Below are 18,690 nucleotides of genomic sequence, written 5' to 3'. Positions count from 1 at the left end.
TATGTAGAACATAAAGGAGCGACGGAATGAACGTTGGTATTGATAAAATAAATTTTTTTGTCCCCCCCTATTTTATAGATATGGTTGATCTAGCTCACGCCCGAGAGGTAGACCCGAATAAATTTACGATCGGGATCGGTCAAGATCAAATGGCGGTCAATAAAAAAACACAAGATATCGTCACCTTTGCCATGCACGCGGCAAAAGATATCCTTACGAAAGAAGATTTACAAGCAATTGATATGGTGATCGTCGGAACAGAATCTGGCATCGATGAATCAAAAGCTTCGGCAGTGGTTTTGCATCGCCTATTAGGTATCCAGCCATTTGCACGGTCCTTTGAAATCAAAGAGGCGTGTTACGGCGCAACGGCGGGCTTACAATTTGCCAAAGCCCATGTACAAGCCAATCCACAAAGCAAAGTTTTGGTCGTGGCTTCAGATATCGCCCGTTATGGCTTAGCTTCTGGTGGCGAGCCGACTCAAGGTGTGGGCGCTGTTGCTATGTTGATCTCGGCGGATCCAGCAATTTTGCAGCTTGAAAATGATAATTTGATGTTGACGCAAGATATTTATGATTTTTGGCGTCCAGTAGGACATCAATATCCAATGGTAGATGGTCATTTGTCAAATGCCGTTTATATCGATTCTTTCAAACAAGTTTGGCAAGCCCATTGCGAAAAAAATCAGCGGACAGCAAAAGATTATGCGGCTTTGAGCTTCCATATCCCTTATACAAAAATGGGTAAAAAAGCCTTGTTGGCTGTTTTTGCCGAAGAAGATGAAACAGAACAAAAACGCCTGATGGCTCGCTATGAAGAATCGATCGTTTACAGCCGTCGTACCGGCAACTTGTATACGGGTTCACTGTATCTGGGCTTGATCTCTTTATTGGAAAATTCCTCTAGCCTCCAAGCAAATGATCGAATCGGATTATTTAGCTACGGATCAGGAGCGGTTGCTGAATTTTTCAGCGGCTTGTTGGTACCTGGCTATGAAAAACAGTTGGCGCAAGCGGCACACCAAGCGTTGCTCGATGACCGTCAAAAGCTAACGATCGCTGAATACGAAGCGATGTTCAATGAGACGATCGATATCGATCAAGATCAATCCTTCGAAGATGATCTGCTTTATAGTATTCGTGAAATCAAAAATACCATTCGTTATTATAAAGAAGAAAACGAATGACCCTGAAAAAAACTTTGCTTCTTTTTTAGCTAAAAAGCTTGAAGGAACAAAGTTTTTTTCTTTCTTTGAAAATGATTGAAACAAAACTTGTTTTCCAAATATTTTCTGCGTGTTATTCAAAAATTTTCAGATAATTCAGGAAAAACATTTGACAGTCCGCTTTTTTTTGTCTATACTAAAATCAATTCAAGTTTGGAGGAACTTTTTATGTTAAACACGACCGTATCCCCACAACTGAATACCTTTTACTTTAGCTACTTTAGATAGTTTGTATTCATATCACATTATGGATGCAAACCAAAAACGAGTTTTGTTTGTATCTATGATGGCTAAAGCATTTTAACTTGAACTTGCAGCCATGTAGAAAATCTTCTAAATGGTTGCCAATATACGTTTACGCTTGGTATAGGATCGAATCCATTTAGACGATTGTCTGAATGGATTTTTTTGTTCAGGTAAACCCCAATTAAAAAAGAAACGTTTATAGGAGGAGTTACAATGAAAATGAAAAAATGGATCACAACTGGGTTACTTACGGCTTCCTTGCTGGCATTAGCAGCTTGTGGCGAATCAAACAATGCTTCGGAGGAAAACGATGGAACAAAAACAGTCGGTGTTTTACAACTCGTGGAACACGGCTCCTTGAATGCCGCCTATGAAGGGTTCAAAGAAGGCTTAGCAGAAGCGGGCTACACAGAAGGTGAAAACCTGACGATCGAATACCAAAATGCGCAAAACAGCCAAGATAATTTAAAAAGTATGAGCGAACGCCTAGTGAATGCCTCACCAGATCTTTTATTAGGTATTGCCACCCCTGCTGCTGTATCTTTAGCAAATGAAACCACCGATACCCCAATCGTAGTTACCGCAGTCACTGACTTAGTTGGAGCGAAATTGGCCGATTCAAATGAAGAACCTGGTCGCAACATCACCGGTACTTCAGACATGGTGCCGATTGAGCAACAGATCAACTTGCTGTTAAGCATCGTGCCTGATGCCAAAACGATCGGCATTATGTATAACGCAGGTGAAGCCAATTCAAAAATCCAAGCTGACTTGGCAGAAGAAGCCTTAAAAGCTGCGGGCGTTGATGTAAAAGTATTGACCGCCAATACAACCAATGATGTGCAACAAGTAACCACCAGCCTTGCAAAAGATGTTGACGGCATTTATGTTCCAACAGATAATACCTTTGCCTCTGCTGCTGCAATCGTCGGCGAAGTTGCCAAAGAAACCAAAACACCGATCGTCGCTGGTTCCGTAGAACAAGTCGATGATGGTGCCCTAGCAACTTACGGTATTGATTATAAATCCCTTGGCATTCAAACAGGGAAACTAGCAGCGAAAATTTTGGATGGCGATGCAGAGCCAGCAACGACGCCCGTTGAAACAGCGGATAATTTAGAGTTAGTCGTCAATGAAGAGATGGCTGCTGCTTTAGGGATTGATCCTACCAGCATCACTGCACCAGAATAACCATACTAACTTAGATTTGAGGAAATCATATGAATTTAGTCGACACATTCTTGCTCTTACTACAATCTGCCACCTCTCAAGGGATCCTTTGGGCATTGCTGGCGATTGGTGTATTTTTAACCTTCCGTATTTTAGATATCGCTGATTTAACTGCAGAAGGGAGTTTCCCCTTAGGCGCTGGGATCGCAGCAATCAGTATTACGAATGGTCTCTCGCCTATTTTAGCGAGTCTGATGGGCTTTGGCGGCGGCATGGTAGCCGGCTTAGTATCTGGTCTGCTGCACACAAAACTAAAAATCCCTGCCTTATTGGCGGGGATCATCACGATGACTGGACTGTATTCCATCACAAATCGTGTGATGGGTGCTCCCAACATCGCCTTGCTGGGGCAAGACACGGTCTTCACCCAATTTCAAGCCATGGGACTGACCAAAAACAATGCCGTGATTCTTGCAGGCTTTCTCTTCGCGGCAATCGTCATTTTGTGCTTGTTCCTCTTTTTCCGTACAGAGATCGGCTTAGCGTTGCGAGCGACGGGCGACAATTTAGCTATGAGCGAGGCCAACGGCATCAACACTGATAACATGAAGATTATCGGCTATATGATCTCTAACGGCTGTATCGCCCTCTCTGGTGCCCTCTTAGCCCAAAACAACGGCTTCGCTGATTTGAACTCAGGGATCGGTACGATCGTGATCGGTTTAGCATCAATCATTATTGCAGAAGTTTTATTTGCCAATAAATCTTTGCTTTTGCGATTGATCACCATCGTGATCGGGGCAATCGTTTATCGCTTTATCTTGGCCGTCGTATTCGAATTCAATGTCGAGGCCAACGATATCAAATTGGCATCTGCAATCGTCTTAGTCATCTGCCTCTCCTTACCGCAGCTTCGTTCAAAACTAGGACTTAAAAAGATGCTGCCAAAAACCAAAGGAGGCCAATCCTAATGACTTCAGTCTTAACAATCGAGAATCTACACCAAACCTTTGAAAAAGGAACAATCAATGAAAACCATGTCTTGCGAGGCATTGACCTGACGATGAACGCCGGAGATTTTATTACGATCATCGGTGGCAATGGTGCTGGAAAATCGACCCTCTTAAACAGTATTGCAGGAACGATCCCAACAGAACAAGGAAAAATCACCTTAGATGGGAAAGACATTACCCGTTTATCCGTGACAAAACGGTCAAAGGATATTAGCCGAGTCTTTCAAGATCCACGTATGGGGACCGCGGTTCGTTTGACCGTTGAAGAAAATTTAGCATTGGCTTACAAGCGCGGCCAAGTCCGCGGATTTGCGACAGGCGTCAAAGCGAAAAACCGCGCGTTTTTCCAAGAGAAGTTAGCCAGCCTAAACTTAGGCTTAGAAAATCGACTTTCTGCCGAGATCGGTTTGTTATCAGGCGGACAGCGTCAAGCGATTACCCTCTTGATGGCGACATTGCAACAGCCTAAATTGATTTTATTAGATGAACATACCGCGGCCCTTGATCCTAAGACCTCATTGACGGTCATGGCATTGACTGATCAGTTGATTCGGTCCCAACAGTTGACGGCTTTCATGGTCACTCATGACATGGAAGATGCCATTCGTTACGGCAATCGCCTGATCATGCTTCATCAAGGCAAGATCGTCGTAGACATTGCCGGTGAGCAAAAGCAGCATTTGACGGTCCCTGAATTGATGGAAATGTTCCATCAAAATAGTGGTGCTGAGTTGAAAGATGACCAACTGCTCTTACGCTCTTAATAAGCAAAAAAGGCACGTAGAAGGAATCTCCTTTCTACGTGCCTTTTTGCTGTAATCACACTGCTTGCAAAAGCCTTACTTCGCTTCGTTTTCTGCAATGATGTCCGTTACCTTCATCAAGCGAGTCAATGTTGCTCGTTCGTCTTCTGCCAGATTGCTTTCGATGTATTGAATGGTTTCTGTCAGCTTGGGAATCGTCATATACTCTAACGCATTGACTCTTCGCCTCGTCCGTTCGATCTCATTGGCCATCAGTTGACAGGTTTTCTCGATCTCGGCCAACTGCAGCATCACTGGCAGCATTTGATCCAGATGGGACAACGAGAGATCCAGCTCACTGGTGGTACTCACAAAACCGTAGGAAAAATCATCATCCGAGCTTTCTTCTTCGTAAACAGGGTTCAACACTGGCACATCCATATTCATGATGGTTCGGCTTTGCACATCTAAGGTCACTTTATTCAAAGGGATCATAAATGCTTCTTGCAAAACGACATCGGGAATACTACTAGAAGCTAGCACATACTCTTCCATTCCTGCTTGCAATGCGGTCTCCATCTTTTTACGAAGTTCCTGATTTTTCTTTACTAGCTGAATGAACTGGCGCACCAGCTCATCTTGCTTGTCTTTCAATAATTTGTGACCACGGGTTGCCGTCGTGAGCCGTTTTTTCAAACGACTTAGTTCCATCCGCGTCGGATTGACATTTAAGATCGCCATTAAGAACTCACATCCTCGTCCGTTGGGTAATAGGCGTCGATAAATTCTTCTTTGATACGGCTCAACTCTTGTTTTGGCAAGGTAGCTAATAACTTCCAGCCTAAATCTAACGTTTCTTCAATCGTCCGATTGGTTTCAAATCCTTGATTGACGTACTCTTTTTCGAAAAGATCAGCAAAGCGCGCGTACTTTTTATCAAGATCAGATAAGGCAGACTCCCCTAAAACGATCGATAGCTCTTTGGCAGCTTTCCCATCGGAATAGGCGGCATAGATTTGATTCATCGTTGCCGCATGATCGGCACGGGTCTTACCTTCTCCCGTTCCTTTGTCCTTCAACCGTGAAAGACTTGGTAAAATATCCACTGGCGGGTTGATATTGCGCTTGTAAAGGTCCCGCGACAAAATAATTTGTCCTTCCGTGATATAGCCGGTCAAATCAGGAATCGGGTGGGTTTTATCGCCATCTGGCATCGTTAAGATCGGTATTTGTGTGACCGATCCTTCTTTGCCCATTAAACGTCCTGCCCGTTCATACAGCGTCGCTAAATTGGTGTACAGATACCCTGGATAGCCGCGACGTCCTGGAACTTCTCGGCGGGCAGCGGAGATTTCTCGCAACGCTTCACAGTAATTCGTCATATCGGTCATGATCACTAAGACGTGCATGCCTTTTTCAAAAGCCAAATACTCTGCTGCGGTCAATGCCATCTTAGGTGTAGCGATCCGTTCGATTGCTGGATCATTGGCAAGGTTCATAAACAAAACAGAACGATCTAACGCACCGGTTTTGCGGAATTCATCCACGAAAAATTCAGCTTCTTCAAAAGGGATCCCAATTGCTGCGAAGACGATCGCGAAATTGCCTTCTTGGCTAGGTACTGTTGCTTGTCGTGCGATTTGAGCAGCGATCTCTTTATGAGGCAAACCAGACGCAGAAAAGATTGGTAGTTTTTGTCCACGAACTAATGTATTTAAATGATCGATCGTTGAGATCCCCGTTTGGATAAATTCATCTGGGAAGTCTCGCGCCATCGGATTGATGGCTTCACCGTTTACATCGATGCGTTTTTCTGGCAAGATTCTCGGGCCGTTATCTTTTGGTTTTCCTAAACCGTCAAACACCCGACCCATCATATCTAGAGAAACCCCTAGGGTCAAACCAGTCCCTAGAAACCTTGCTTTGCTTTCTTCTGCACTCAAATTACTGGTACCTTCAAAGACTTGGACAACAGCATTGTCATCACTGACTTCCAGTACTTGTCCTTGACGGATCTCACCTGTGTCCATGCGGACCTCAACGAGTTCGTCAAATTTCACGCCTCGAACATTTTCGACCACCATTAAGGGGCCAGCAATTTCGGAAACTGTACGATATTCTTTTAACATCAATGAACACCTCCAGTTTCAATGATTCGTTGTAACATTTCTTTGATGTCATGCTTGATCGTATCCAAGCGAGTCAATTCTTCTTCAGGAATGTATTTGCTGCGGGCGATGCGCTCACGCAGATCAACCGTTCCTTTGGCGATCTCATCTAAGTAAGCACCTAGCTGCAATGCACGCTGTGCTTGTTCATTAAAGTAGAGAATGTTTTCCAGCATTTTGAACTGCTTATTACGAGATGTATACGTGTCAACGTCATCAAAGGCGTTTTGCTGCAAGTAGTCTTGTCTTAAAGAACGAGCAGTCATCATCGTCAAGCGGTCTTTTTGGGAAAGAGAATCCATCCCTACCAGCTGAACGATTTCTTCTAATCGGCTTTCCTCTTGGAGAATCGCCATTGATTCATTGACTAGCTCCGACCAGCGATCACCTAATAATTGATCCAAATAAGAATTGATTTGATCCTCATAAAGGGAATAGGAATTCATCCAGTTGATGGATGGAAAATGCCGTTTTTGCGCCAGCATGCTATCCAATGCCCAAAAGACTTTCACGATTCGCAAGGTATTTTGAGTGACCGGTTCTGAGATGTCTCCTCCAGCAGGTGAAACCGCACCAATTGCGGTAATGCTTCCTTCTCGAGGCTGCGTGCCTAATGAATGGAAACGCCCTGCTCGCTCATAGTATTCCGCAATTCGACTTCCAAGGTAAGCCGGATAGCCTTCATCTCCTGGGATCTCTTGCAATCGGCCACTCATTTCCCGCAGTGCTTCTGCCCAACGAGAAGTTGAATCTGCCATGATGGCAACACTATAGCCCATGTCGCGGTAATATTCCGCGATCGTGATTCCTGTATAGATCGAGGCTTCCCGAGCAGCAACTGGCATATTCGACGTATTGGCGATCAATACCGTTCGTTCCATGATCGACTTGCCGGTATTCGGATCGATCAACTCAGGAAATTCGTTCATGACATCCCGCATTTCGTTGCCCCGCTCACCGCAACCGACATAGACCACGATATCCACATCTGACCATTTAGCGATCTGATGCTGAACGACTGTTTTTCCAGCACCAAAAGGTCCAGGAACAGCAGCTGATCCGCCTTTTGCCACTGGAAAATAGGTGTCGATGACTCGCTGTCCAGTGACTAGCGGTTCGCCTGGATTTAATTTAGCAGTAACGGGACGTGGTTGACGAACCGGCCATTTCTGTACCATTGTCAAGGATTTTTCACCCTCGATGGTTTCTAGAACACAGATGACTTCAGTAATCGCAAAATTTCCCACCATGATTTCTTTGACGGTTCCTTCATAGTTTGGTGGCACCATGATCTTATGCTCGATCACCGAAGTTTCTTGTACTGAACCTAAAATATCACCGGCTTGTACAGTATCGCCGACTTGTACTTGTGGGACGAAGGTCCATTTCTTTTGGCGATTCAGTGGATCGATGGTGACCCCCCGCTCCAAAAAATCACTCTCTGTTTGCGACATAAATGTATCTAATGGTCGTTGGATCCCATCAAACATCTGAGTCAACAAACCTGGTGCTAGTTCGACAGACAATGGTGCGCCTGTCGTTTCTACGGGCTCGCCTGGTCCGATCCCCGCTGTTTCTTCGTATACTTGGATCGAAACCAGCCCTTTTTTGATCTCAATGATCTCACCGATAAGGCCCTTGTCACTGACTTTGCAGATTTCGTGGATTTTTGCGCCACTTAATCCTGAGGCGGTGACCAGTGGTCCCGATACTTTTTCAATTGTGCCAAATGCCACATTTATTCCTCCTAGCTGGCTGACTTGTCTGTTATGAATCTAATATATTCATTCCTACCGCTTTTTCCACATTTTGCTGAATGCGTGCCATGCCGATCCCTAAACTACCCGTACTACTTGGAATCGGAATGATCGCTGGTGTCGGTACTTCTTCGTAACGACGAACGATCGGTTCTAATTGTTCGATCAACCGCTCGGTCAAAAAGATCACACCATACGCTTCAGCTATCTCTTCTAATTGTTGGGCGGCTTCATCCAAATCGCTGACTGGAAAGATATCGATCCCCAGCCCTTTGAAAGGCAAGATCGAGTTCTTACCACCCATCATTGCTATTTTTTTATGCATAACTATCACGCACCCGACTTCTTAAAATCTCTTCTGGCACCTTATTGATTTTACCAATCAAGAGAATACGCAAATTCTTGCTTTCAATTTCCTTGGCATACAGATACCCTGCCAATGCTGACGGCCCAAAAGGCACGATTTTTTGTTCTTTGAGCTTCGCCATTAGAAAATTGTCTTTACGTATATCAAAGGTATTCAAGGTCTTCTTTTCTACCAATTCTTCATAACTATGATTGATCAGCTCTTTATAAGGGGTTCCTTGCAAGTATCCCACAAACGCCTCAAGAGAAGTCGTGATTTCTGCTAACAACTCACTTGCAGGTAAATTCCCATGGTCGGCTAAAACTGCGCTGATAAAGCCGCGCTTGCGTTTCATCGCGTAACTGCGCAACGTTGTTGAAATATTGAAGATATCGATTTGACGGCGAATCAAGCTTTGCAGCAACTCGTCTTGGTATTCTTTACCGATCGTCCATAATTGCTCCCAATAATGGTTGTCAAAGATGATATCGATGGACTGGACTTCATGATAGTTCTCAATATAAGAAAAGACTTCTTCCACACAGGCAACCATCTCTTGCGCGACCTGAGTACTTTTTCTGGTCTTGACCAGATCTTTAAGGACGGAAAGTGGCTGGGTGCCGATTGGGACGAGATACGCCGAAAAATCTTCTTGCATATATGCCGCTTTTACTAAAACTTTCAGATTTTGATAGTCATATTTCAAAGCAAAGAAATCAACGATCGCTTTTTCTGGTGTCAACTGATACATCGTTTCGTATACCCGTTTCAACTCAGCCATCAGGACTTGTTCAAAGTCGTGTACACGATCATCTTCATTGATGAAGTCACCATAAACCGTTTCTTGCAGCATCCCATAGATTTCCTCTGCGCTGGCAGCTGAGAGCATTCGCTCATAGCGACTACGATCGAATAATTGCGATTCATACGTCCGAATTCTCGTATTCAACGTATTATATTTGATGTCATTCATCTGTTTGCACCTGCTTACTGTTCAAAAATCAATTGCAGTAACGTATTGCTTAACTCTTCTTTGTTGGCTTCTAGTAGCGCATCAAAGGTAAAATTCAACTCAATTGCTTCTTGTCGCAACAAAAAGCCACCCTTGCGAGGGATCGTTTTATTTACCAGTTTCAGCTGAACTTCTGGGACCGATGCTTGCAACTTAGTAAGGAATTCCTCATCAACGAAATGACGGGACTTCTCGCCTAAAAGCAACTCGACCTCACCAGTTAACCGTGCATTCGCCAAGCCTTTCGCGATAAACGTATAAAATGCTGCCTGATCCATCGTGTTCAAACGGGTCAGAGCCTCAGAAAACAGCTCATCTAAGACGGACTGCTTTGCTGCCAAGACCTTGTTTCTTGATTGGATATGCACATCTGAGATTTCCAAATACATCGCAGCACGTTTTTCTTTTTCATAAAAAGCTAACCGTTCATTAAGCTCTTTTTCTAACTGTGCTCGTTTTAAATTTTCTTGGTTTTCACTTTCTTTTTGTGCTTCTTTGATTTGAAGCTGGTATTTCTTTTCCGCATCAGCGGTTATTTTGTCAGTTAAACGTGTAATATCAGACATTCACTTTTCCCTCCTCTTAATTCAAGACAAGCAAGAAGGAAATAACGAACCCTAAAATACAATACGTTTCCATCATCGCTACCAAGATAATTCCTTTGGTCACATGTTCTGGTTTTTTTGCTAAAATCTGCATCGCAGCACTTGCGGCACGTCCTTGCCACTTACCGGCGATAATTGCTGTTAACGCGATCGGTAATGAAGCGATAAACAAATACAACCCGCGATCGAATGAGATCGAACCACTGATCTGACCAAAAATCATAAAGGAGATTACAAAGCCGTATAGCCCCTGGGTACTAGAAAGCAATTCCAAAATCAACGCTTGCCCGAATTTCTCTGGCTGCTCTGAGATCAAGCCTGATGCTGCTTCACTGGTCATCCCCACACCGATCGTTGATCCGATACCACCACAAATCGTTGCGGTCGCTACACCTAAAGCTGCAAAAACAATTCCACCATTTACGTAAAAGAAACTAATCCAATTTTCCATTATTATCCTCCTGTAACTTTTCTTCTGAGATGATCTCTACATAATTTTCATTTGATTTGAACGGGTCAAAGGCACGTCCGCCCCCCGTAAAGAATTTTCCGAAATACTCTAAATACTGCAAGCGGATACCATGAACATACGCACTAAGGTAACTTAAGAAAATATTCAGGCCATGTAGCGCCACAAATAATAAGATACCGACGGTGAACCGGGCTGCTGGCGGCAAGTAGCTAATGATCAAGTTGAAGGCTGAGGCGATACTTCCGCCGGCAACCCCTAACGCCATCAGACGGGTGTAACTGATCAAGTCACCAACATAATTGGTCACATCCATCAATCCGTACAATCCAGAACCGATTTTTCCTGCCAACGTTTTTCCTTCTAAACTGCCTCCGATTGCCACTGCTAAAAGACTGGCAGCGATCATTACGATCCCAATCGTTTGTAACGGGGTGTCAGGGAAAAGCAGCATTCCTGCGGCGACAAAAACGACACTGATCAAAAAGACGATCCACGAACCGGCTTGGAACATCGCAGCCAGTTTCTGGTCTTTTTTCTTCCATAAAATATAGAATTTCAGCGCCAAGCCAAACATGATCTGAATGTACCCAAAGATCACGGATAAGACTAAGATCTGATTGACATCATCCTGGGCAGACAACAGTTGGAATGAGAATTCAAATCCAAAGAAGTTGCCATAGATCAAGCCCCAAATAATCGTAGGGATCGAGCACAACTGAAAGAGGGTCAAATTTTGTTCCAGGCCTTTGCTGAGGTGGAACAGCTTTTTCCCCAGAAATGTCGCCAGAAACAAGAGCAATCCATAGCCAAAATCGGCAACCATCATCCCGAATGCCACCATGTAAAAAGGCGCCATAAATGGTGTCGGATCTAACTCGTCATATTGCGGCAAGCTGTACATCCGAACAAGTCCTTCAAAAGGCTTGATCCAACGTGCGTTTTCTAATAAAATCGGCACATCAGCCAGCTCTTTTTCCGTCACTTCTTGGTATTCGAGGTAATAGTTATCCGTGGTCCCTTTTTTGATACGTTTTTCTAATTCGGCCGCCCCATCAACAGGAACCCAGCCAGAAATCGAGACCGCATGAGTCGAACGCAAAAGCATTTTACTGCTTTTTAAGCGAGTGATCGCTCCATCTAAATACTCGGCAACGATTCGCAAGGTTTCTTGCTCTTTTGTCATCGCACCAAGAGAAGCTTTGATTTCTTTTTCTTCATCAATTAGACGTTGGGATTTTTCTTTCATCGTTTGCAGATCTTCTTCTGGAATGCCCTCATAAGGGTAGATGTATTGCTCGAAGGCTGCTTTCTTTAGAAGAGTAGTTACTTTTTCTTTTACATCTTTATGGAAAAGTACCAATAAGTAAGTTGTCGTTTGTGATTGATAAATGGTTTCGACATAGACAAGCGGCAGCTTTTCACTGTTGGTCGTAAAGTCAGCCATTTCAGAAGTAGGAATCGATCCTAACAAGCCACCTGATTTTTTTAATTCTTTTAAAACAGCTGGTCGTTCTTTGAAATACTTCCAGATCGACAGTTCTGCTTCTTGTGCTAATACATCGCGTTTTTCTTGATCAATCAAGCGAAGACGTTTGTCTTGTTTACGAAGGGTTTGGCATAATTCTTGCCAAGGATAGGTGTGGGCTGTTTCAGCTAATTCTTGAAGGGTATATTTTTTGATTGGTTGCCGCAGTTGTGCCAGCATTCCTTTTTTGGGTACATATTCTTCTAAAAAATTTAAGCTCCAGTTGACTTGACCAAACTGGTTCTCCATTTCTTCTTCAGACTGTTCCTCGCGAACCGGTGTCAAAACACCCGTCGTTTCTTCAGAATCATAATATTTTTCCGAAGAAAGCAGTTCTACGCCTTGAAAGTCTTGCAGCTGCTCTAAAACAGCTTCTTTCTGATCGTAAAAGGTCAACAGACTGAACTTTTGCATTTTTGCAATTGCCATTTATGTCACAACCTTATTTATTATTATTGCTAATGCTTCTTCTTTCAATTCATTAGGGATCGTTCGCAGTGTTTCCACTTCTGCTTTGGTCTTAGCCAAGAGTGGTTCCTTAGACTGTACCAACTCAGCTGCGATTTTTTGGTTGATTGCTTCTTTTTGTTGGGCTTCTTTTTCTGCCAACTCTTTTTTAAACGCCTTCAACCGTTCTTCTCTTGCTTGTGCCAATTGTTTTTTTTCTGCTTCTGCTTCTTTATTTTTATTTTCCGCAAATTGCTCTGCTTCTTGTAATAATCGAATGGCATCTACTATCATTTTCTCACCTGCTTTCACTTTTTTTCCGCAAAAAAAACCACTACAAATCAAGCATATGGCATTCGCTGATCGTAGGGTGTCAAAAATCAATAAGTGGCAAATACCTTCACCTATTTCCGTTTTCTAATATAACCGTAACATAAATTTTGCGATAGAACAAGGTTCCTAGCGTTTTTTTATAGTCTTTACATATAAAAGTCACAAAAATTACACATTTTCACAAAAAGAAATCCTTTTCATTTTATTGGGGGTTAAATGATGACAAAAAAGAAAGATTAGAAACAAAATAATGTTTCAAATCTTTCTTTTAGTTTTTTCTCGTCTTTTTCTTAACTTAAATGCTTCTAAAGAAAAAACAAGTATTTAAAATAACAAAGCATCGACCTACTCACGTATAAACGGCATACTCATACAGCGAGGACCCCCACGTCCGCGAACCAATTCGCTGCCCGAGATTTCATTCAAAATGACTCCTGCCTCTTTTAACAGCCCATTGGTAATGGTGTTGCGGTCATAGACCACGACTTCTCCAGGTGCAATCGCCAAGGTATTAGACCCATCATTCCATTGCTCTCTAGCTGCCGCTGCTAAATCGTCGCCACCACAGCGGATCAAGTGTACTTCAGGCAAATCTAAATAACGGCAAAGAATGTTTTCCAACGTATCTTTTTCCTCATATACTCGCACACCGTCCTTATGTTTAGTGATTGAATACAGCGAAAGTTCTCCCTCGATTTCTGGATGGATTGTGAACTTATCATGATCCACCATCGTGAAGACCGTATCTAAATGCATAAATTTTCGTTCCTCGCCGATATTAAATGCCAAGATATGTTCGAAACTCGGTTCTGTGGCAAAAATCGTTTCGGCAATTTTTTCAATTGAGGCAACTTCTGTTCGTTGAGAGATCCCGATCGCCACGATTTTATCAGATAAAATCAGCTGATCGCCGCCTTCCATCCGCGTCGTTTCGTCCCGATGATACAAAAAGTTCGTCTCATTGCGGGCAAACATCGGATGGTGCGTAAAAATTTGTTTTCCGTAGAGGGTTTCCCGTCTTCTTGTTGCAGAATACATTCTATTCAAGGAAACACTGTGACCAATCGTAGCAAACGGATCTCGCGTGAAATACAAGTTTGGCATTGGATCGATCAAGAAAGGATATTCTGTTTCAACGATTGCCGTTAAGTTACTGGCTTTTGAAATTTCTACCTCACTTTTTTTCAAGCCCGCCATCGTATGATCGATAAAGGCGCGATTGTCTTTAATCGACAGGAAAAAGTTGCGCACTTCGTTGCGAATCTCTTCATCAAGGATCGTTGTTTCATTTAAATAGTCTTCTAAAAAGGCCTCTTTGGCACCAGTTGTTGTCAATGTTTCAGCAGCTAGATCCTCCAAATAAAGGACTTCCACCCCTTTGCTTCTTAACGTATCCGCAAAAAAATCATGTTCTTTTTGCGCTTGGGTTAAAAAAGGAATATCATCAAATAACAATCGATCAAGATAATCCGGCATCAAGTTTTCTAATTCTGCGCCTGGACGATGCAGCAGCACCCGTTTTAAAGGGGCAATCTCAGAAAAAATCTGTATTGGCTGGTTCATGAACTTGTCTCTCCTTCTTGGCAATTTTTTTGAATAACTTATGTCATTCATTTTTTATGATTCCTCAACACATAATTATTCATTTCTTTGACTCATCGTGTTTTTTCTACTCGTGATTCAAAGTTTTTCTGGATCATATAGTTATAAACATGCATTTCAGCAAAAAGAAACCTCCGATAAAAAAACAACTATCTAAGATTATAAATTCTAGATACTGTAATTTACCGCCTTTTTCAATTGTATATTTTTGTTAAAAAAACAGCAAGGCAAAAGAACTGATGGACAATAGACCTAGCTGCGAAACCAGATTGAACTATCTTTGTTTTTTTGGATCATTTCATGATTTTCAAATGGTACCGCTATCAAACAGATAAATATTTGCTATGATTCAAGTATCTTGATGCTAAAGAAACGTCTATAAAGGAGCGATTTGATGAAAACGCAACGTCAACTTTACTATGGTGCCGACTACAATCCTGAACAATGGTCTAAAGAAGTCATTCTTGAAGATATGCGCTTAATGAAAGAAGCAGGTGTGAACTATGTGAGTATCAATATTTTTGGCTGGGTCAATCTGCAGCCAGATGAATCCACCTATGATTTTGACTTTCTAGACTGGTTGATGGATCTTTTATATGAAAACAATATCATGATCGACCTAGCCAATGGAACGGCATCTCCTCCCGCTTGGCTTGTTCAAAAACATCCTGAGATGCTGCCTGTGACCATTCATGGCAATCGACTGGTTCATGGGTCGCGCCAGCACTACTGTCCGACTTCCCCTATCTATCGTCAATATGCCACCGATTTGTCAGAAGCAGTCGCAAACCGTTATGCCAATCATCCAGGGCTAGTCATGTGGCATATCAATAACGAATATACCTGTCACATCCACGAGTGTTATTGCGATCATTGTCGGAAAAGATTTCAGACATGGTTAGCAGAGAAATATCAGACCATCGCTGGATTGAATGATGCGTGGTCAACTAAGTTTTGGAGTCAATCCTATGGTAGCTGGGACGAAATTTTTCTACCTGAAGCGATGCCGACCTTCAAAAATCCTGCGCAGCAGTTAGACTATCGCCGTTTTCTTTCCGACATGAATCTGGAGCTCTATCAACTCGAAAAGGCGGCGATCGCAAAATATTCACAAGGCATCCCTTACATGACCAATCTTATGGGCTTGCACAAATACGTGGATGGGTTTAAATGGGCACCCGAAATGGATGTAGTCAGCTGGAATTCGTACCCGAATCCCTTTGAAAAGATCCCTTACCCGCAATTTCTTGCTAACGATCTAACTCGTAGTTTAAAGAAAAAACCTTTTTTGATCATGGAACAAGCCACCAGCGCCGTTAATTGGCGGCAAATCAATGGTGCCAAGACACCCAACCAGCTGCGTCTTTGGAGTTATGAAGCGCTCGCTCATGGCGCTGATGGCATCATGTTCTTCCAATGGCGGCAGTCTCGTGGCGGTGCGGAAAAATTTCATAGTGCGATGGTGCCTCACGGAGATCCTCATTCAAGCCGTATCTTTCGTGAATGTGCGCAATTAGGCAACGAATTTTCGCAACTGTCGGAAATTGTTGGGACGCGCTTCTTGGCTGATGTCGCGGTTGTCTTTGACTGGGAAAATTGGTGGGCGCTGGAATTGGATGCCAAACCAAGCACCTTAAAGTACATTCATCAGTTACGCAGCCTGTATGGCGCGCTAAGGGCGTTAAATCTGAGCGTAAACTTTGTCCATCCTTCCGAATCCCTAGACGGCTATCCTTTAGTGATCGCCCCAAATCTCTATTCAGCACCAGAAGCCTTCGGTAAGAAAATCAATGATTACGTGCGACAAGGTGGCATCTTCTTGACGAATTTCTTTAGTGGGATCGTCAATGAATATGACCAAGTCTATCTTGGGGGCTATCCAGGACTGTTTAGGGACACCTTAGGGATCATTGTAGAAGAGTTTTACCCAATGAAAGCAGCTATCCATCACCAAATTGACTTCCAAGGTCGTCGGTACGACAATTCTCTATGGGAGGAAGTCATTCATCTAAATGGTGCGAAAGCTTTGGCAACCTTCCAATCCGGTTATTTGTCCGATAAGCCAGCCATTACTATGAATCAGATCGACGATGGGTATGCGTATTACGTGGGAACAGAATTGTCTCTTGAAGGGCTAACTACATTTTTAGCGACCATTCTGGAAAATCATAAATTAGCGACTCATGCCCAGCACTTCTTGGCTGCTCCTACTGAAGTCTCCGTTACCTGTCGCAAAGGTGCTGGCTATACACTCGTCTTTCTCTTAAACCATACGGAGCAGACAACCAAAGTGAAGCTGAAAGCCCCTGGAGCAGACCTTCTAATCAAAGAAACCAGACAGTTGGTAGTTCTGAAACCAAAAGAAGTCGCAGTTCTTAAGTATGTTGATTGATCTAAGGAAAAAGAACCTCCATGAAGCGATCGCCTCATGGAGGTTCTTTAATAGACGTTACTAGATTCAGGGAGAGTCATTAGACTAGCGATAGGCATTTTCTAAATAAGAGGCTATCTTTTGTCTTCGCTCTCCATCTCTTTTTTCTGAATAGTGATACTCTGGATTAGTCCAATGGGATTTGTCGTACAACCAAACAGGCATTTTTTTCGCTTCGTCGGTTTCCCATTCATAACGGGGAAACAAATGTGCATGAAGAAAGTTATCAGTATTTCCCAATAGTTCATAATTGATTCTCAATGGAGAACAAGCTTGTATTATAGCATCTCCTAAAAGAGTCATATCAGTTAAGAAAATCTGTCGCTCGCTTAAATCTAGATCATTTAAAGAAGCCACCTCTCTTTTAGGTAATAATACACAGTATCCGGGAAGAAATTGGACATCGCCATAAACAGCAAAACTGCCAGACAATTCTTTGATCACCATTGGATTTGTCCCATCTATCGCTGATTTGATTCTATTCTCATACCATTTCAATTTGATCCCCCTCTTTCCTGTTCCTTGCAGCTATTCATGTAAAAACTATACAAGATTAAGGGAAGGCTTTCAATAGTAACAAAACAAAAAATCTTTGCTATATGAGTGGTCCTTCAAAATCGTATTTTTAGACTTTTATAAACAAAAAAAATGTATCAATCTTATAAAAGACTGATACATCAATGATACCGGCGGCCGGGGTCGAACCGGCACGCCCTCAACGGGCACTGGATTTTGAGTCCAGCGCGTCTGCCAATTCCGCCACGCCGGCATGTTGAAAGGTTAGTATTTAGTACTAAGGCGGTAACCGGATTTGAACCGGTGATGAAGGTTTTGCAGACCTCTGCCTTACCACTTGGCTATACCGCCATTATACTATTGTTGCAATCTACAATCAAGTGAAGATTGTACTGGGGTAGCTGGATTCGAACCAACGCATGACGGAGTCAAAGTCCGTTGCCTTACCGCTTGGCTATACCCCAAAAATGAAAGGGCGAGTGATGGGAATCGAACCCACGAATGCCGGAGCCACAATCCGGTGCGTTAACCACTTCGCCACACCCGCCGTGATAAGAAACTGTTGAAATATATAATGGCAGGGGCAGCAGGAATTGAACCCACACTAACGGTTTTGGAGACCGCTGTTCTACCTTTAAACTATGCCCCTATGAATGGAGGAGAGTGGATTCGAACCACTGAACCCTAAGGAACGGATTTACAGTCCGTCGCGTTTAGCCACTTCGCTACTCCTCCATGGTGGCGCGGGACAGAATCGAACTGCCGACACATGGAGCTTCAATCCATTGCTCTACCAACTGAGCTACCGAGCCATATAAGAAAATATAAGTTTTACAAAAATAATGAAACGGTCTGGACGGGACTCGAACCCGCGACCTCCTGCGTGACAGGCAGGCATTCTAACCAACTGAACTACCAAACCGTAATGGGGGTTAACGGGATCGAACCGCTGACCCTCTGCTTGTAAGGCAGATGCTCTCCCAGCTGAGCTAAACCCCCGAAGGTTGTTCATTAAATTGTAATGATCCGTACGGGATTCGAACCCGTGTTACCGCCGTGAAAGGGCGGTGTCTTAACC

16 protein-coding genes and 10 tRNA genes (1 of these 26 only partly in view) are annotated in these 18,690 nt (G+C 43.3%); 5 read left to right on the top strand and 21 right to left on the bottom strand.

Annotation, left to right across the window (positions count from 1 at the left end; genetic code table 11):
• Nucleotides 1-26 precede the first annotated feature (26 nt).
• The 4 genes from IGJ15_RS04725 to IGJ15_RS04710 all read left to right on the top strand — a co-directional run bounded on the left by IGJ15_RS04725 (nt 27) and on the right by IGJ15_RS04710 (nt 4,419).
• Nucleotides 27-1,187: a hydroxymethylglutaryl-CoA synthase gene (locus tag IGJ15_RS04725; protein ID WP_074536687.1), complete on the top strand. Its 1,161-nt coding sequence runs from the start codon at nt 27-29 to the stop codon at nt 1,185-1,187.
• Nucleotides 1,188-1,685: 498 nt separating this feature from the next.
• Nucleotides 1,686-2,663, top strand: a complete 978-nt coding sequence (locus tag IGJ15_RS04720) for an ABC transporter substrate-binding protein (RefSeq protein WP_151195644.1) — start codon at nt 1,686-1,688, stop codon at nt 2,661-2,663.
• Between the two features lie 29 nt (nt 2,664-2,692).
• Nucleotides 2,693-3,613 carry an ABC transporter permease gene (locus IGJ15_RS04715; RefSeq protein ID WP_005229245.1) on the top strand — a complete coding sequence of 307 codons (921 nt, stop codon included), beginning with the start codon at nt 2,693-2,695 and terminating at the stop codon, nt 3,611-3,613.
• The gene (locus IGJ15_RS04710) at nt 3,613-4,419 is read left to right on the top strand and encodes an ABC transporter ATP-binding protein (protein WP_005237149.1); all 807 of its coding nucleotides are present in this window, start codon (nt 3,613-3,615) and stop codon (nt 4,417-4,419) included. The genes IGJ15_RS04715 and IGJ15_RS04710 overlap by 1 nt, the downstream gene beginning before the upstream one ends.
• Before the next feature lie 75 nt (nt 4,420-4,494).
• Here the strand turns inward: IGJ15_RS04710 and IGJ15_RS04705 are convergent, their stop codons facing one another.
• The 10 genes from IGJ15_RS04705 to arcA form a co-directional block, all read right to left on the bottom strand.
• Nucleotides 4,495-5,139 (bottom strand): V-type ATP synthase subunit D, encoded by a 645-nt coding sequence (locus IGJ15_RS04705; RefSeq protein WP_005229243.1) that lies wholly within the window; start codon nt 5,137-5,139, stop codon nt 4,495-4,497.
• The gene (locus IGJ15_RS04700) at nt 5,139-6,527 is read right to left on the bottom strand and encodes a V-type ATP synthase subunit B (RefSeq protein ID WP_005237151.1); all 1,389 of its coding nucleotides are present in this window, start codon (nt 6,525-6,527) and stop codon (nt 5,139-5,141) included. Before IGJ15_RS04700 ends, IGJ15_RS04705 begins: the two co-directional genes overlap by 1 nt.
• Nucleotides 6,527-8,302, bottom strand: a complete 1,776-nt coding sequence (locus IGJ15_RS04695; protein WP_231435168.1) for a V-type ATP synthase subunit A — start codon at nt 8,300-8,302, stop codon at nt 6,527-6,529. The genes IGJ15_RS04700 and IGJ15_RS04695 overlap by 1 nt, the downstream gene beginning before the upstream one ends.
• A 31-nt stretch (nt 8,303-8,333) precedes the next feature.
• A complete protein-coding gene (locus tag IGJ15_RS04690; protein ID WP_016613063.1) occupies nt 8,334-8,648 on the bottom strand; it encodes a V-type ATP synthase subunit F in 315 nt (104 codons plus the stop codon).
• On the bottom strand, nt 8,641-9,642 hold the full coding sequence (locus tag IGJ15_RS04685; RefSeq protein ID WP_005229238.1) for a V-type ATP synthase subunit C: 1,002 nt from the start codon (nt 9,640-9,642) through the stop codon (nt 8,641-8,643). Before IGJ15_RS04685 ends, IGJ15_RS04690 begins: the two co-directional genes overlap by 8 nt.
• 14 nt (nt 9,643-9,656) lie before the next feature.
• Nucleotides 9,657-10,247, bottom strand: coding sequence for a V-type ATP synthase subunit E (locus IGJ15_RS04680; RefSeq protein WP_005229237.1), 591 nt, complete (start codon nt 10,245-10,247; stop codon nt 9,657-9,659).
• Nucleotides 10,248-10,263: 16 nt separating this feature from the next.
• Nucleotides 10,264-10,737: a V-type ATP synthase subunit K gene (locus IGJ15_RS04675; protein ID WP_430599313.1), complete on the bottom strand. Its 474-nt coding sequence runs from the start codon at nt 10,735-10,737 to the stop codon at nt 10,264-10,266.
• Nucleotides 10,721-12,712 carry a V-type ATP synthase subunit I gene (locus tag IGJ15_RS04670; RefSeq protein WP_015510091.1) on the bottom strand — a complete coding sequence of 664 codons (1,992 nt, stop codon included), beginning with the start codon at nt 12,710-12,712 and terminating at the stop codon, nt 10,721-10,723. Before IGJ15_RS04670 ends, IGJ15_RS04675 begins: the two co-directional genes overlap by 17 nt.
• Nucleotides 12,713-13,024 carry a hypothetical protein gene (locus IGJ15_RS04665; RefSeq protein ID WP_231435169.1) on the bottom strand — a complete coding sequence of 104 codons (312 nt, stop codon included), beginning with the start codon at nt 13,022-13,024 and terminating at the stop codon, nt 12,713-12,715.
• A gap of 384 nt (nt 13,025-13,408) precedes the next feature.
• Nucleotides 13,409-14,626, bottom strand: a complete 1,218-nt coding sequence (gene arcA, locus IGJ15_RS04660; protein WP_010749205.1) for an arginine deiminase — start codon at nt 14,624-14,626, stop codon at nt 13,409-13,411.
• Between the two features lie 433 nt (nt 14,627-15,059).
• Between arcA and IGJ15_RS04655 the strand changes: the two genes are divergently transcribed.
• Nucleotides 15,060-17,057: a beta-galactosidase gene (locus IGJ15_RS04655; protein ID WP_311902651.1), complete on the top strand. Its 1,998-nt coding sequence runs from the start codon at nt 15,060-15,062 to the stop codon at nt 17,055-17,057.
• 84 nt (nt 17,058-17,141) lie between these two features.
• On the opposite strand, the gene IGJ15_RS04650 is transcribed toward IGJ15_RS04655, so the two are convergent.
• From IGJ15_RS04650 to IGJ15_RS04600, 11 genes are all read right to left on the bottom strand, one after another.
• Nucleotides 17,142-17,594, bottom strand: coding sequence for an HIT family protein (locus tag IGJ15_RS04650; protein WP_015510095.1), 453 nt, complete (start codon nt 17,592-17,594; stop codon nt 17,142-17,144).
• A gap of 186 nt (nt 17,595-17,780) precedes the next feature.
• Nucleotides 17,781-17,865: transfer RNA gene (locus IGJ15_RS04645), tRNA-Leu, on the bottom strand.
• A 27-nt stretch (nt 17,866-17,892) separates the two neighbouring features.
• Nucleotides 17,893-17,963 (bottom strand) — tRNA-Cys (locus IGJ15_RS04640).
• A 41-nt stretch (nt 17,964-18,004) separates the two neighbouring features.
• Nucleotides 18,005-18,076 (bottom strand) — tRNA-Gln (locus IGJ15_RS04635).
• Nucleotides 18,077-18,086: 10 nt separating this feature from the next.
• Nucleotides 18,087-18,159 (bottom strand) — tRNA-His (locus IGJ15_RS04630).
• Nucleotides 18,160-18,187: 28 nt separating this feature from the next.
• Nucleotides 18,188-18,261, bottom strand: a tRNA-Trp gene (locus tag IGJ15_RS04625).
• A 5-nt stretch (nt 18,262-18,266) separates the two neighbouring features.
• Nucleotides 18,267-18,347: transfer RNA gene (locus tag IGJ15_RS04620), tRNA-Tyr, on the bottom strand.
• A gap of 1 nt (nt 18,348) precedes the next feature.
• Nucleotides 18,349-18,424: transfer RNA gene (locus tag IGJ15_RS04615), tRNA-Phe, on the bottom strand.
• A gap of 36 nt (nt 18,425-18,460) precedes the next feature.
• A tRNA-Asp gene (locus IGJ15_RS04610) sits at nt 18,461-18,534 on the bottom strand.
• Between the two features lie 4 nt (nt 18,535-18,538).
• Nucleotides 18,539-18,611, bottom strand: a tRNA-Val gene (locus IGJ15_RS04605).
• Nucleotides 18,612-18,634: 23 nt separating this feature from the next.
• Nucleotides 18,635-18,690: transfer RNA gene (locus tag IGJ15_RS04600), tRNA-Glu, on the bottom strand (it continues 16 nt past the right edge of the window).

Source organism: Enterococcus sp. AZ079 (genome assembly GCF_050547255.1).
Lineage (GTDB): Bacteria > Bacillota > Bacilli > Lactobacillales > Enterococcaceae > Enterococcus_D > Enterococcus_D casseliflavus.
This window is presented reverse-complemented; position numbering and strand designations above follow the sequence as displayed.

Excerpts from the sequence above, each read along its gene's own strand:
- IGJ15_RS04690 (WP_016613063.1), bottom strand. The coding sequence starts at position 8,648 with ATGCATAAAAAAATAGCAATGATGGGTGGTAAGAACTCGATCTTGCCT.
- IGJ15_RS04715 (WP_005229245.1), top strand. The coding sequence starts at position 2,693 with ATGAATTTAGTCGACACATTCTTGCTCTTACTACAATCTGCCACCTCT.
- IGJ15_RS04670 (WP_015510091.1), bottom strand. The coding sequence starts at position 12,712 with ATGGCAATTGCAAAAATGCAAAAGTTCAGTCTGTTGACCTTTTACGAT.
- IGJ15_RS04705 (WP_005229243.1), bottom strand. The coding sequence starts at position 5,139 with ATGGCGATCTTAAATGTCAATCCGACGCGGATGGAACTAAGTCGTTTG.
- IGJ15_RS04725 (WP_074536687.1), top strand. The coding sequence starts at position 27 with ATGAACGTTGGTATTGATAAAATAAATTTTTTTGTCCCCCCCTATTTT.
- IGJ15_RS04700 (WP_005237151.1), bottom strand. The coding sequence starts at position 6,527 with ATGTTAAAAGAATATCGTACAGTTTCCGAAATTGCTGGCCCCTTAATG.
- IGJ15_RS04680 (WP_005229237.1), bottom strand. The coding sequence starts at position 10,247 with ATGTCTGATATTACACGTTTAACTGACAAAATAACCGCTGATGCGGAA.
- IGJ15_RS04665 (WP_231435169.1), bottom strand. The coding sequence starts at position 13,024 with ATGATAGTAGATGCCATTCGATTATTACAAGAAGCAGAGCAATTTGCG.
- IGJ15_RS04720 (WP_151195644.1), top strand. The coding sequence starts at position 1,686 with ATGAAAATGAAAAAATGGATCACAACTGGGTTACTTACGGCTTCCTTG.
- IGJ15_RS04685 (WP_005229238.1), bottom strand. The coding sequence starts at position 9,642 with ATGAATGACATCAAATATAATACGTTGAATACGAGAATTCGGACGTAT.
- IGJ15_RS04675 (WP_430599313.1), bottom strand. The coding sequence starts at position 10,737 with ATGGAAAATTGGATTAGTTTCTTTTACGTAAATGGTGGAATTGTTTTT.
- arcA (WP_010749205.1), bottom strand. The coding sequence starts at position 14,626 with ATGAACCAGCCAATACAGATTTTTTCTGAGATTGCCCCTTTAAAACGG.
- IGJ15_RS04655 (WP_311902651.1), top strand. The coding sequence starts at position 15,060 with ATGAAAACGCAACGTCAACTTTACTATGGTGCCGACTACAATCCTGAA.
- IGJ15_RS04710 (WP_005237149.1), top strand. The coding sequence starts at position 3,613 with ATGACTTCAGTCTTAACAATCGAGAATCTACACCAAACCTTTGAAAAA.